At 71.1% G+C, this 12,873-nt stretch carries 10 protein-coding genes; 6 read left to right on the top strand and 4 right to left on the bottom strand.

Going from position 1 to position 12,873, the window contains the following annotated elements; translation table 11 throughout:
* The first annotated feature begins 70 nt into the window (after window positions 1-70).
* Entirely contained in the window at window positions 71-1,606 is a 1,536-nt protein-coding gene (locus tag D7W79_RS11845; RefSeq protein ID WP_120525474.1) for a flavin-containing monooxygenase, read from the top strand.
* Window positions 1,599-2,420, top strand: coding sequence for an SDR family NAD(P)-dependent oxidoreductase (locus tag D7W79_RS11850; RefSeq protein WP_208729704.1), 822 nt, complete (start codon window positions 1,599-1,601; stop codon window positions 2,418-2,420). The genes D7W79_RS11845 and D7W79_RS11850 overlap by 8 nt, the downstream gene beginning before the upstream one ends.
* 14 nt (window positions 2,421-2,434) lie before the next feature.
* Here the strand turns inward: D7W79_RS11850 and D7W79_RS11855 are convergent, their stop codons facing one another.
* From D7W79_RS11855 to D7W79_RS11870, 4 genes are all read right to left on the bottom strand, one after another.
* Window positions 2,435-2,893, bottom strand: a complete 459-nt coding sequence (locus D7W79_RS11855; RefSeq protein WP_120525484.1) for a DUF2267 domain-containing protein — start codon at window positions 2,891-2,893, stop codon at window positions 2,435-2,437.
* Between the two features lie 144 nt (window positions 2,894-3,037).
* Window positions 3,038-6,157, bottom strand: a complete 3,120-nt coding sequence (locus tag D7W79_RS11860; RefSeq protein ID WP_120525475.1) for an efflux RND transporter permease subunit — start codon at window positions 6,155-6,157, stop codon at window positions 3,038-3,040.
* Complete coding sequence (locus tag D7W79_RS11865) at window positions 6,154-7,335, bottom strand: efflux RND transporter periplasmic adaptor subunit (RefSeq protein WP_208729705.1); 1,182 nt, start codon at window positions 7,333-7,335, stop codon at window positions 6,154-6,156. The genes D7W79_RS11860 and D7W79_RS11865 overlap by 4 nt, the downstream gene beginning before the upstream one ends.
* Window positions 7,336-7,340: 5 nt before the next feature.
* Window positions 7,341-8,732, bottom strand: coding sequence for a TolC family protein (locus D7W79_RS11870; RefSeq protein WP_120525477.1), 1,392 nt, complete (start codon window positions 8,730-8,732; stop codon window positions 7,341-7,343).
* A gap of 208 nt (window positions 8,733-8,940) precedes the next feature.
* Between D7W79_RS11870 and D7W79_RS11875 the strand changes: the two genes are divergently transcribed.
* From D7W79_RS11875 to D7W79_RS11890, 4 genes are all read left to right on the top strand, one after another.
* Complete coding sequence (locus D7W79_RS11875; RefSeq protein WP_158616944.1) at window positions 8,941-10,794, top strand: putative metal-binding motif-containing protein; 1,854 nt, start codon at window positions 8,941-8,943, stop codon at window positions 10,792-10,794.
* Window positions 10,795-10,797: 3 nt separating this feature from the next.
* Entirely contained in the window at window positions 10,798-11,496 is a 699-nt protein-coding gene (locus D7W79_RS11880) for an ABC transporter ATP-binding protein (RefSeq protein ID WP_120525479.1), read from the top strand.
* A gap of 19 nt (window positions 11,497-11,515) precedes the next feature.
* On the top strand, window positions 11,516-12,295 hold the full coding sequence (locus tag D7W79_RS11885) for an MlaE family ABC transporter permease (protein WP_244221717.1): 780 nt from the start codon (window positions 11,516-11,518) through the stop codon (window positions 12,293-12,295).
* The coding region (locus D7W79_RS11890) for an MlaE family ABC transporter permease (protein WP_147441891.1) at window positions 12,292-12,873 on the top strand (582 nt) is incomplete at its 3' end. The genes D7W79_RS11885 and D7W79_RS11890, both read left to right, overlap by 4 nt.

Here is a 12,873-nt window from a genome sequence, read left to right on the forward strand (position 1 = left end):
GATGTCGCTGCTACCTCTCATCAACAGTCTCATAGGCTGGGTACCTTCCTGTACCACGAGGAGTCCCGTGATGCCCCTGCCCTCCGCCGAGCCGCCCTCGCACGTGGATGTGTTGATCATCGGCGCGGGCCTGTCGGGCATCGGCGCCGCGTACCACCTGCAGACGCGCTGCCCCACCCTGAGCTACGCCATCCTGGAGGGGCGCGCGGCCATGGGGGGCACGTGGGACTTGTTCCGCTACCCGGGCGTCCGCTCGGACTCGGACATGTACACGCTGGGGTACCGGTTCCGGCCGTGGCATGGCGGCAAGGCCATCGCGGATGGGCCGTCCATCAAGGCGTACATCGAGGAGACCGCGGCGGAGTACGGCATCGACCAGCGGATCCGCTACCACCACCGGGTGACGCGGGCCGAGTGGTCCTCCGAACACGCGCGCTGGACCGTGGACGCCGAGGTGGGCCCGGAGCGCGTGCCGGTCCGCATGACGTGCGGCTTCCTCTACACCTGCACCGGCTACTACGACTACGCGAGCGGCTACACGCCCACGTGGCCCGGCACGGAGCGCTTCGGGGGCCGCATCGTGCACCCGCAGCACTGGCCCGAGGACCTGGACTACAGCGGCAAGCGCGTGGTCGTCATCGGCAGTGGAGCGACAGCGGTGACGCTGGTCCCCGCGATGGCCGGCCGCGCCGCGCACGTCACCATGCTGCAGCGCTCGCCCACATACATCGCGGATCAGCCGGCCCAGGACAGCGTCGCCCGGGCGCTGGGGCACGTGCTGCCCCGGGGCGCGGCGTACGCGGTCGCGCGCTGGAAGAACGTGCTGCGCGGCATGTTCCTCTACAACCTCGCGCGCAGCCGGCCGGGCCTCATGAAGTGGCTCTTGCGCCTGGGCGTGCGGCGCGCGCTGGGAAAGACGTTCGACGTCGATACGCACTTCGCGCCCCGCTACAACCCGTGGGACGAGCGGCTGTGCGTCGCGCCGGATGGAGACCTCTTCCGCGCCATCCGCGAGGGACACGCCTCCGTGGTGACGGACCACATCGAGTCCTTCACGGAGACGGGCCTCCAGCTGCGCTCGGGGAGGCACCTGGACGCGGACCTCGTCGTCACCGCCACGGGGCTGAACGTGAAGATATTGAGCGGCATCGCGCTGGCCGTGGACGGCGAGCCCGTCCAGGTGTCGCGGACCCTGGCGTACAAGGGGATGATGTTCAGCGACGTCCCCAACCTCGTCGCGGCCTTCGGGTACACCAACGCGTCGTGGACGCTGAAGTGCGACCTGGTGGCGGAGTACTCCTGCCGGCTGCTCAACCACATGAAGCAGCACGGCTACACGCAATGCGTGCCCCGCGTGCGCGGCCCGGGCATGACGCCGGAGCCGGTGCTCGACTTCAGCTCCGGGTACGTGCAGCGCGCCCTGGACTCGCTGCCGCGCCAGGGCACGCGCGCCCCGTGGCGCCTGTACCAGAACTATGTGCGGGACCTGATGATGATGCGCTACGGCCCGGTGGACGACGACGCCATGGAGTTCCGTCGGTCCGGGAGCGCCGATTCGCGGCAGGGCCTTCTTCCGGAGGGCAGCGCGGAGGTGGCACGTGGCTGAGCGCATGCGGCTTCAGGGCAGGACGGCGGTCGTCACCGGCGCGGCGAGCGGCATCGGCCGCGCCATCTCGGTGTCACTGGCGCGCAGGGGCTGCAACCTCGCGCTGGCGGACGTGAACGAGGCCGGGCTTGCCGAGACGGCGGAGCTCGCGCGAGCGCCGGAGGTGCGCATCAGTCGGCACCGGCTGGACGTGTCCGACAAGGAGGCGGTGGAGGCCTTTCCGGCGCGGGTGACGGCGGAGCATCCCGGAGTCGACCTGCTCTTCAACAACGCGGGCGTCGCGCTTGGCGGCACCTTCGAACAGGTGAGCGCCGAGGACTTCGAGTGGCTGTTCGGCATCAACTTCTGGGGCGTGGTGCGCCTGAGCCGCGCCTTCCTCCCCCTCTTGCGCAAGAGCGACGACGCGCGGCTGGTGAACCTCTCCAGCGTCTTCGGCCTGGTGGCGCCGCCGGGACAGGTGGCCTACGCGGCGAGCAAGTTCGCCGTCCGCGGCTTCTCGGAAGGGCTGCGGCACGAGATGGAGGGCACGACCGTGGGCGTCACGGTGGTGCACCCGGGCGGCGTCGCGACGTCCATCGCCGCGAGCGCCCGGGTTCCCTCCAATGCGACGGCCGAGGAGGTCACGCGCCGGCGCAAGTCGTTCCAGAAGATGCTGCGCCTGCCGGCCGAGGTCGCGGGCGAAACCATCGTGAAGGGTGTCGAGAACCGCGAGCAGCGGATCCTCGTCGGCATGGACGCCGTGGCGCTGGGGCTGCTGGCTCGCCTCTTCCCCGTGTCGTACTGGAAGCTGCTCGCCTCGCGCCTGCGCGCGTGAAACCTGTCCGACGGTCAGACAGGTCTGCGGAAGAGGTCGCCCAGGTCCGCGGGCAGCTGTGACGCCACGGCGGCGACCTCCTGCTCGGGGATGCGGTCGCGCACGGCGGTGAACACCGCGGTGACGACGCGGAAGGCCTGGTCCGGCTTGATGTTCAGGTGGTCGGCCACGTCGGTGATGAACTCATCGCGGCCAATGCGCTTCGCGCGCGAGGGCCCCCGGTGCACCGAGCAGGCACCCAGGATGGCGCCAATGCCGCCGGGCAGCGCGCGGAAGAGCTTCACGTCCTCGCCATCCGACAGCCGCCGGGCGAGCGAGCAGAACACCGCGCTGGCGGCCTCCCGGGCCTCCAGGCCCTGCGTGTGCATCACCGCGTCGCCCTGGATTTCGTCCAGGAACGGCTGCAGCTCGAGCGACTCGTCGCGCTCCTTGACGGGCACGTTGTGGGTGTCGGGAGGGACAGGCGAGGCCATGGGCAGCATCTCCGAAGGTTCAGGGCCCGGGTCAGGGCCGTGGCTCCGAAGACGCTGCGCATGTGCCAATGCGCCTGCATCGTCCAACGGCGCCGGGGGCGCACGGGCACTCAGGCCACCGCCGCGCCTCCCCGGCTCCAGGCCCTACCCGTGCGGCACCGGCCGGGGCTCGTCGTGGACGGCGTGCGAGTCATCATCCCCGCCCTTCCCCTTGCGCAGCCGGTTGCCCAGCCGCGTCTTGAGGCGGTCCGCGACGACATAGAACGCGGGCACCACGAGCAGGCTCAGCACCGTGGACACGGACAGGCCGCCCAGCACCGCGATGGACATGGGGGCGCGCGTCTCGCTGCCCGCGCCCAGCGCCAGCGCGGCCGGCACCGCGGACATCATCGTCGCGGTGGACGTCATCAGGATGGGCCGCAGGCGCACCGGGCCCGCGCGCAGCATCGCCTGCATCGCGTCCGCGCCCTGCTCGCGCTGCTGGAGCGCGTAGTCCACCAGGATGATGGAGTTCTTCTTCACGATGCCCATCAGGAGCAGCAGGCCAATCATGCTGAAGATGTTCAGCGTGTTCCCCGTGATGAGCAGCGCGAACGACGCGCCCGCCACCGACAGGGGCAGGATCGTCAGCACCGTCACCGGGTGCAGGAACGAATTGAACTGCGCGCCCAGCACCATGTACGCGACGGCGATGCCCAGGAAGAGCGCGAAGAGGAGGCTGCTCATCGAGTCGCGGAACGCCACGCTCGCGCCGCCCGCCACCACGCGGATGCCTCCGGGCAGGTCCTTGCCCAGCGACTCCACCGTGGCCAGCGCCTCCTCCTGGTTGGAGCCCGGCGCCACGTTGGCGAAGAGGCTGATGGCGCGCTCGCGGTCGCGCCGGGTGATGGCCTGGAGCGCGGGCAGCTCCTCCTGCGTCACCAGCGACGACAGCGGCACCAGCGAGTTGTTCGCCGTGCGGACCTTGAGCAGCGACAGGTCCTCCGGCCGCGAGCGCTGGCTCGCGAGCAGCCGCATGCGCACGTCGATGCGGCGCCCGCCGCTGCTGTACTTGCCCACGCGCACGCCGCCCACCAGCGCGTTCACCGTGGACGCCACCGTCTGGATGGGCACGCCCAGGTCCGCCGCGCGAGCCCGGTCCGGGGTGATGCGCAGCTCCGGCTGGCCCAGCTGGTAGTCCGTGTCCAGGTCCACCACCTTGCCGGACGCCTGGAGCTGCTCGCGCAGGGACTGGCTTGCCTCCACCAGCTTGTCCCAGTCCGACCCGCGCACGCTGAACTCCACCGGGAAGCCGCGCTGCGCGGTGAAGCCCGCCTGCGACAGGTCCTGCACCACCGCGCGCAGGCCCGGGTAGCTGTTCAGCTCCTTGCGCAGCACCTGCGCGAACTCCGCCTGCGGCATGCGCTGATCCGCCGGCACCAGCGTCAGGTTCATGTTGCCCGCGTTGACGGAGGAACCACCGCCGCCACCGCCCACCACCACGAACACGCGCGTCACCTCCGGACGGCTGGCGACGAACTCCTCCGCGCGCTTGAAGAGGCGGTTGGTCTCCTCCAGGCTGCTGCCCACCGCCGTCTGCAGGCGCACGGACATGCGGCCCTGGTCCTGCGACGGGACGAACTCGCCCGGCAGCGCCTTGAACGCGAATGCGCTCAGCACCAGCATGGCCACCGCGACCAGCAGCACCCGCCACGGCCGCACCAGCCCCCAGCCCAGCGCGCGCGCGTACAGCGCCTCCAGCTTGGAGAAGGCCTTGTCCACCACCACGCCCACCCGGCCGCGGTGCTCGCGCGACGTCTTGAGCAGCTGCGCGCATCTCGCGGGCGCCAGGGTGATGGCCTCCACGTAGGACAGGAGCACCGCCACGCACAGCGTGACGCCGAACTGGAGGAAGAACCGGCCGATGATGCCCTTCATGAAGACGACGGGCAGGAAGATGGCCACCACCGCCAGCGTCGCCGCCAGGGCCGCGAAGGTGATCTCCGCGGTGCCCTCGCGCGCTGCGCGCACCCGGTCCTTCCCCTCCTCCGCGTGCCGGAAGATGTTCTCCAGCACCATGATGGCGTCGTCCACGACGATGCCTACCGCCAGCGCCAGGCCCAACAACGTGAACGTGTTGAGCGTGAAGCCCAGGAAGTAGATGACCGCCACCGTGCCCAGCAGCGACATGGGAATGGCGAGCACGACGTTGAGCGTGCTGGAGAGCGACCCCAGGAACACCCAGCACACGAACGCGGTGAGGATGCACGCGAGCAGGAGCTCGAACTCGATCTCGTGCACGCTCTCCTCGATGAACTGCGTCGAGTCGAAGTTGATGGTCGCGCTCATGCCCTCCGGCAGCTCCTTCTGGAGCTGCGCGAGCTGGGCGCGCACCTCCTGGGCCACCGACACCGCGTTCGCGCCGCGCTGCTTCTTGATGCCCATGGCCTGCGCGGGCTCGCCGTTCACCCGGGCCAGGCGCCGCTCGTCCTCGAAGCCGTCCTCCACGATGGCCACGTCGTGCAGGTACACCGGGCGGCCGCCCTCCTCGCGCACCACCACGTTCGCCAGCGTCTCCAGGTCCAGCGCCTCGCCCATGAAGCGCACGTTCACCTCGCGCCCCTGCGTCTCGATGCGGCCGGCGGGAAGCTCCACGTGCTCGCGCTGGAGCGCGGCGATGAGGTCGCTGACCGTGAGCGCGTGCGCGTCCAGCTTCTGCGCGTCCACCCAGATGCGCACGTTGCGCTCCAGCAGGCCGCCCAGGATGACCTCGCCCACGCCGGGCACCGTCTGCAGGCGCTCCTTCACGCGGTAGCGGGCGAAGTCGCTCACCACCTGCTGGGAGAACGGCCCGGACACGCCCAGCCACATGATGGGCTGGTCCTCCGGGTTGGACTTGGAGACGATGGGCGGGTCGATGTCCAGCGGCAGCCGGCGCTGGGCCTGGCTCACCTTGGTCTGCACGTCCTGCAGCGCCAGGTCCACGTTGCGCGACAGGTCCAGCTCCACCGTGATGTTGGCGCTGCCCTGGCGCGCGGAGGACGTGATGCTCTTGACGCCCTCCACCTGCGTCACGGCCTCCTCGATGAACTCGACGACGTCCGACTCCACCGCCTCCGGGTTGGCGCCTTCCCACGACACGGAGATGTTGATGGTGGGGAAGTCCACGTCCGGGAACTGGCTGATGCCGATGCGCTGGGCCGCCACCAGTCCGAAGATGATGGTCGCCGCCATGATCATCCAGGCGAACACCGGCTTCTTGATGCAGACGTCGGTGATGCTCATGGCCGGGCCTCCGTGGCCGTGTTCGTGCCGCCGCGGGCCTCGGTCGCGGGCTGCTCACCCACCACCTTCGGCTTCGGGCGCTCCTGATCCACGCGCACCGCCACGCCGTCGCGCAGGGCCTCCGCGCCGCGCACCACCAGCGTCTCGCCGGGCTTGAGGCCCTCCTTCACCTCCACCTGCCCGTCCGGCGTGCGCAGCCCCAGCTCCAGGATGCGCTCGCGCGCCTTGTTGTCCACCACCACGAACGCCAGGAAGCCGCGCTCGCTGGGGCGGATGGCCGTCTGCGGAATCACCGGGCTGCCCCCGCGCGACTCCACCGGCACGCTCACCGTGGCGAACGCGCCGGGCCGCAGCTTGCGCGCGTCCTCGCCCGTCACCTCCGCGGTCACCGCCACCATGCGGCTCTGCGCGTCCGCGCTCGCGGACACGTAGGTGATCTTCGCCGCGTACGCCCCGCCGTCCGAGCGCACCGTGAAGCGCGCGGTCATGCCCGGGGTGATGCGCGCCACGTCCGCCGCGGGCACGTTGAAGCGCAGGAGCAGCGGCTCGCGGCGCAGCAGCGTGGCCAGCACCACGCCCGGCTGCACGTACTGGCCCGTCTGCACCGTGCGCGTCTGGAGGACGCCGTCCATGGGCGCGCGCACGGATGCGTCGCGCTGGTTGAGCTGCGCCTGATCCAGCGCCGCCTTCGCGGCCGCCACGTCCGCCTGGGCGGTGGCGGCGCGGGCCTGGTACGTCTCCAGCTGTTCGGCGGGCAGGAGGCCCGGGCTCTGCGCGTTGACCTCCGCGCGGCGCTGCGCGCCGGCCTTCGCCTCCACCAGCGCGGCCTGGGCCTTCTGCAGCGCGGCCTCCGCGGCGCGCACGGCGATGGCGTAGCGCGCGGGTTCGATCTCCGCGAGCGTGTCGCCCTTCTTCACCACCTGGCCCTCGGAGAAGTTCACGCGCTCCAGGGCGCCCGGTACACGCGCGGTGATCTGCACGCTCTCGAAGGCCTCCACCGCGCCCACGGCGCTGACCGCGTACTCCACGTCGCGCGCCGCCACGGGCGCGACCTCCACGGGGAACTGGAGGGGCCCCCGGCCCGCGCCCTTGCCGCCCTGCGCGGGCGCTTCCTTCTTGCAGCCAGGGGCCAGGGACAGCATGGCCAGCGACAGGGCCAGCATTCCAGTGCGTTGCATTGCCTTCACGGTTCCTTCCCCAGTGGATTCAGTCCGACAGCGGCCCGCAGGCCCAGGAGGGCCACGCCCAGCCCGTACCGGTTCCGCGCCAGCGCGACCTCCGCCTCGAAGAGGCTGAGCGACGCGTCCGCCAGCGTGAGCGCGGTGGACAGGCCCTGGCGGTAGAGGATGCCCGTCTCCGCGGCGTTCTTGCGCGCCGCCTTCGCCGCCTGCTCGCTCTGCGCGAGCGCGGCCCGGGCCGTCTCCAGGTTCACCCGCGCCTGCTCGATGTCCACCGGCACGCGGCGCGTGGCGGCCTGGGTGTTCAGCTCGGCGGCGTTGGCGATGGCCACGCGCTCGTCGCGATCGGCGTAGCGGGCGCCGCCGTCGAAGAGGATCCAGGTGAGGTCCACCGCGAGGAAACCGTCGCCGACGTTGCCGTTGAGGCCCGACTCGTTCGTCAGGCGGTACTGGGCGCTCGCTCCCAGGGACGGCAGCAGGCGCGCCAGGGGCTCCTTCGCGCTCTCCCGCAGCGACCGCACGCGCAGGCGCGCGGAGAGGATGTCCGGGCGGCGGTCCGTGGCCCCCTGCGTGAGCAGCTCCAGCGGCGCGGCGGGGCGCACGGCGTCCGCGAGCAGCGGCTCCGGCGGCGCGAGTTCTCCCTGCACCGGCTCCACGAGGAGGTAGCCCAGCTCCAGGCGGCTCGTCTCCGCGGTGCCCAGGGCGGCGGCGAGGTTGGACTCGGCGGTGGCCAGCTCCAGCTCCGCGCGGGTGACGTCGTTGGTGCTGGCGAGCCCCGCGTTGGCGCGGGTCTGCGCGTCCGTCAGGCTCTGCTTCGCGAAGGCCAGGCGCTGCTCGGCGGCCTGGTACACCTGCTGGTTGGCCAGCGTGACCAGGAAGGCATTGGCGGCGCTGAAGGCCACCTGGCGGCGCGTCTCCAGGGCATCCAGCTTGGACGCTTCACTCTCCAGCTTCGCGGCCTTGTAGAGGGGGAAGCCGCGCGCGTCGAAGAGGGTGAGCCGGCCGGAGAAGACGGCGCCCAGCGCGTTGTACTGCTGGAGCACGACGGTCTGTCCGCCGACCTCGCGCGTGGACTCGCGCAGGCGGCGCGTGTAGGTGCCGGTGGCCGCGAGCGTGGGCAGGAAGAAGGCGCGGGCGCGGGCGACGCGGGCCTGGGCGGCCTCGGCGGTCTGTCCCGCGGCGAGCACGGCCTCGTTCTTCTGCGAGGCCAGCTCCACGGCGCGTTCCAGCGTCAGCGGAGCGGCGCCGGAGTCCTGCTGCGGGGGCTTGGGGAAGTCGCTGGCGGGGGCCGCGGCGGAGGGCGCCGGAGGCGTCGTCTGGGCGAGCGCGTCCGGGGCCAGCGCGCAGAGGCAGGCACCCAGGGGCGCGGCGAGGAGGGCACGGCGGACGGTGGGCATAAGGCGTGCGGTGGGACGGGCCAGTGTTGAAAGGTCAGCGGCCCCTATACACGGAAGCCGTCATCCCGGGGGTGATGAGCGGCGCGTGTCTGGACGATGCCTCGCGAGGCGGATTAAGGGTCGGGAAGAAGACTCTCGGGTTGAAATGCCGACGGTGGCGCCGACCGCCCCACTCCGGGTGTGGGATGCGCCCCAGAATGCGTGTCCCATGCGTTTATTCCTGCTCGCCGTGCTCACGGGCGTCCTCGCCGGATGCTCCAAGGGCGATGACCTCAAGTCCGCCGCTCTGAGCGTGAAGGTTCATTACGAAGGATTTCGGCCGGGGTGCGTCAGCCTGACGGTCACGGATCAGGCGGAGGTGTCCCGCCACGTCACGACGAACGTGAACGTGTCCGCGGGTCCACCTCCGGGAACACTGTCCGTGGCGGTGTTCCGGCAGGCGGGCTGGAGCAACGACGTGAGGGTCGAGGCCTCGGCGAAGGAACAGTCCTGTGACGGAGCCCAGGTGGCCACCGCGCAGGCCGACGCGAGCCTCGCGAAGGACGGCATCACGCCGGTGGAGCTGTCCCTGAGCGCCATGGACTCGGATGGGGACGGCTTCGTGCGCCTGGAGGACCAGGGCACGGACTGCAACGACCGGGATGCGAACCTGGGCGGTCCGAAGGCCTGGTACCCGGATGACGACAATGACGGGTACGGCAATCTCCAGCTGCCCGCGAAGATCACGGCGTGCGAGGGGCCCGCGCTGACCGCTTCGCGGACCGGAGACTGCAACGACCGGGACTCGAGCGTCCACCCGGATCAGACGGAGTTCCGGTGCGATGGCCAGGACGACAACTGCGATGACGTGAAGGACGAGTCGTTCGACGTGGGCGGCACCTGCCTCAACGACGTCCAGTGCCCGGGCGCGAAGGTCTGCGCCAATGGCGGGGTCGCGTGTAACAGCACCGTCACGCCCACGGCCTACTACTTCGATGAGGACGGGGACGGAAAGGCCGGCGCGGACGGAGGCGTGACGTGCGGCCCCCCGCCGTCCGGCACGGTCGCGGAGTTCTCCGACTGCGACGAAAGCTCCGTGTACGTGAACAAGGGGCTGCCCGAGGTCTGCGACCGGCTGGACAACAACTGCAGCGGCGGTGCCCCGGATGAAGGCCTCATCGGGTGCACGTACGGGTGGCTGGGCTCATCAGGGGGGGGCGGTCAACCCCGGTGGAGTGCCATCGCCGTTGGCCAGGATGTGGCCTGGCTCGCGGGGGAGGACACGAGCAACAACGTGTTGAAGGTCCAGACCACCGTTCAGACTCCCTCCACCTGCGCGGGTGGCTGGTCCGCCGCCTGGGTCAGCGCGACGGGACAGTTGTTCCTCGCGGGCACGGGAGGGAAGCTGGCCAGCAAGACCCTGACGCAATCGGACTGCACCATCGTCACCACTCCCGGCAGCAACGCGGAGCTCACCGGAATCGTGGGGTTCAACTCGACGGACGGAAGCCCACCGACGCTCTACGCCGTGTCGAGCAATGGCTTCATCTTCCGGTGGGTGTCTGGCTCCACTCCCGTCCACATCGCCACCACGGGCATCAACCTCCGCGCGGTGCATGCGGCCGGCGGCCCCGAAACGATGCTGGCAGTCGGCGCGAAGGACTTTGGAGTCACGGACCCCCTCGCTCGTGCCGTGCGGTTCGTTTCACCGGATGCCCCGTGGCAGGAGGAGTCGCTCCCCGCGGGCCTTCCGTCCACCTTCCTGAACGGGGTCCATGTGGTGAGCGCGAACTACGCCTACGCGGTGGGCAACAAGGGAATCGTCCTGGAGCGGAACCACGGGGTGTGGCGGCAGGTGACGTCCCTGCCATCGTCCGTGGACCTCACCGACGTGGTGGCCTTCGGCCAGAAGGCCCTCTACGTGACGATCGCGCAGACGGGCGCCATCCAATTCTTCGATGGGACGACCTGGACGTCCGTCTACTCGAACGCCAGGGCGCTGCGTGCCCTCGACGCTTCATCGCCCACGAGGATTGGAGCGTCAGGCGACCAGGGCGTCTACCAGTTCTTCTACCGCCCCTGAGCCATGGACCTGCGCGCCGAAGCCCTGGGCCTCCGCTACGGCGCACGGACCGTGCTGGAGCCCACGGACTGCCACGTCCCGCCCGGCACGCAGGCGCTGGTGCTGGGGCGTTCGGGGTCGGGCAAGACGACGCTGCTCAAGGCCTTCGCGGGCCTCCTGCGCCCCTCGTCCGGACGCGTGACGTGGGACGGGCAGGACGTCGCCCGGCTCACGGCACCGGAGCGGCGCAGGCAGCAGGCGTCGTTCGGCTTCGTGTTCCAGACGGACGCGCTCTTCGACTCGCTGACGGTGCGGCAGAACGTGATGCAGCCGCTGCTGCGCCGCCGCGTCCCGGAGGCCGAGGCCCGCGAGCGCACGGACGCGGTGCTGCATTCGGTGGGCCTGACGGACGCGGCGGACACGCTGCCGGAGCGGCTGTCCGGAGGCATGAAGAAGCGCGCGGGGCTCGCAAGAGCGATTGCGGCGAGGCCCGCGGTGCTGCTGGCGGATGATCCGTTCGCGGGTCTGGATCCGGGCACGGCGCGGCAGGTGGCGAGGGTGCTCCTGGAGGTCGCCGGCAAGGGGACGCTGCTGGTGGCGGCGCCGGAAGCGCCGGTGGACCTTCCCCTGCCCCGCTGGTTGTACCTGCAAGGCGGCCGACTGGTGCACGATGGGGCACCGGCGCCGGAGTTCGAGCGCGCGCCGGACGAGGCCCTCGCATGACTCCGCGGTTCCCGCACCCGTGAGCACCACCGCCCTGGCCTGGCTGGGACGCTCGGCGATGCGGGCGGTGGGCGGCGTGGGCGCGCTGGCCCTGGTCGCGGGCCGCACGGCCTGGGGCATGCGCAGGCTGGAGCGGCGCGAGCTGGCGCGCGGGCTGGTGCAGTTCGGCTACGGCTCGTTGCCGCTGGCGTTGGCGACGGCGGCGCTGGCGGGCGTCATCGTGGTGGTGCAGGCGGCGCTCTACATCCAGCGCTTCGGGGCGCGGGCGTTCCTGGGCTGGGCCGCGGGCTACGGCGTGCTGTGGGAGTTCGGCCCGCTGCTGCTGGGGCTGATCATGTCGGCGCGCATCGGCGCGAGGAACGCGGCGGAGCTGGCCACGCTGAAGGTGGGCGGACAGATTGAAGGCCTGAGAGGCATTGGCCTGGATCCGTTCGCGCTGCTGGTGGCGCCCCGGGTGGTGGCGATGGAGGTGAGCATGCTGGCGCTGAGCACGTTCACGTTCCTGGTGTCCATCCTCTGCGAGGCGGTGGCGGCGAAGCTCACGTTGGACCTGCCGGTGCGGGTGTTCTTCGGGACGTTCGCGCAGATGCTGAGCCCCTCCGACCTCCTGGGGGGCGTGGTGAAGACGGGGGCGTTCGGGCTGGCCATCTCGCTGGTGTCCACGGCGGTGGGCCTGAGGGCGAAGGGCGGCGCCCGCGCCGTGGGAGAGGCCGCGGCGAGCGCGGTGGTGCTGGGCTGCGCGGCCATCTTCCTGTTGGACTTCCTGCTGACGACGCTCCTGTCGAGGGTGCTCGCATGAAGCGGGTGCTGCTCTTCTTCGGAGCGCCGGGAGTGATGCTGGTGCGCACGGTCCGCGCGGGCGCGAGGGAGGGAATCCCCTGGCGGGAAACGCTGGCGCAGGTGCACGAGCTGGGCGGGCGCAGCGTGTGGCTGGTGATGTCGGGCATGGCCTTCTTCGGGGCGGTGCTGGTGATGATCGCCAACGCGCAGGCGAAGAAGCTGATCGGCAACGTGGCGGTGCTGGGCCCGGCCTACTTCGAGATGCTGGTGCGCGAACTGGGCCCCGCGGTGTCCGCGCTGCTGACGGCGTCGCGAGCCGGGGCCAGCCACTCCGCGGAGCTGGCCACGATGAGCGTGAACGAGCAGGTGGAGGCGCTGGAGATGTCGGCGGGGGATCCGTACGCGGACCTCGTGGCGCCCCGGGTGGTGGCGGGGCTTATCGGGGTGCCGCTGTTGAGCGTGCTGGGGACGGTGGCGGCGACGGCGTCGGCGGTGCTGGTGGCGAGCGTGGCGTTGAACATCGACGGCCGGGCGTTCATGGACGCGAGGTACGTGGATGGGTGGGACGTGCTGGTGGGAGGGCTGAAGGTGCTGGGC

This window comes from Corallococcus exercitus, assembly GCF_003611585.1.
Classification (GTDB): domain Bacteria; phylum Myxococcota; class Myxococcia; order Myxococcales; family Myxococcaceae; genus Corallococcus; species Corallococcus exercitus.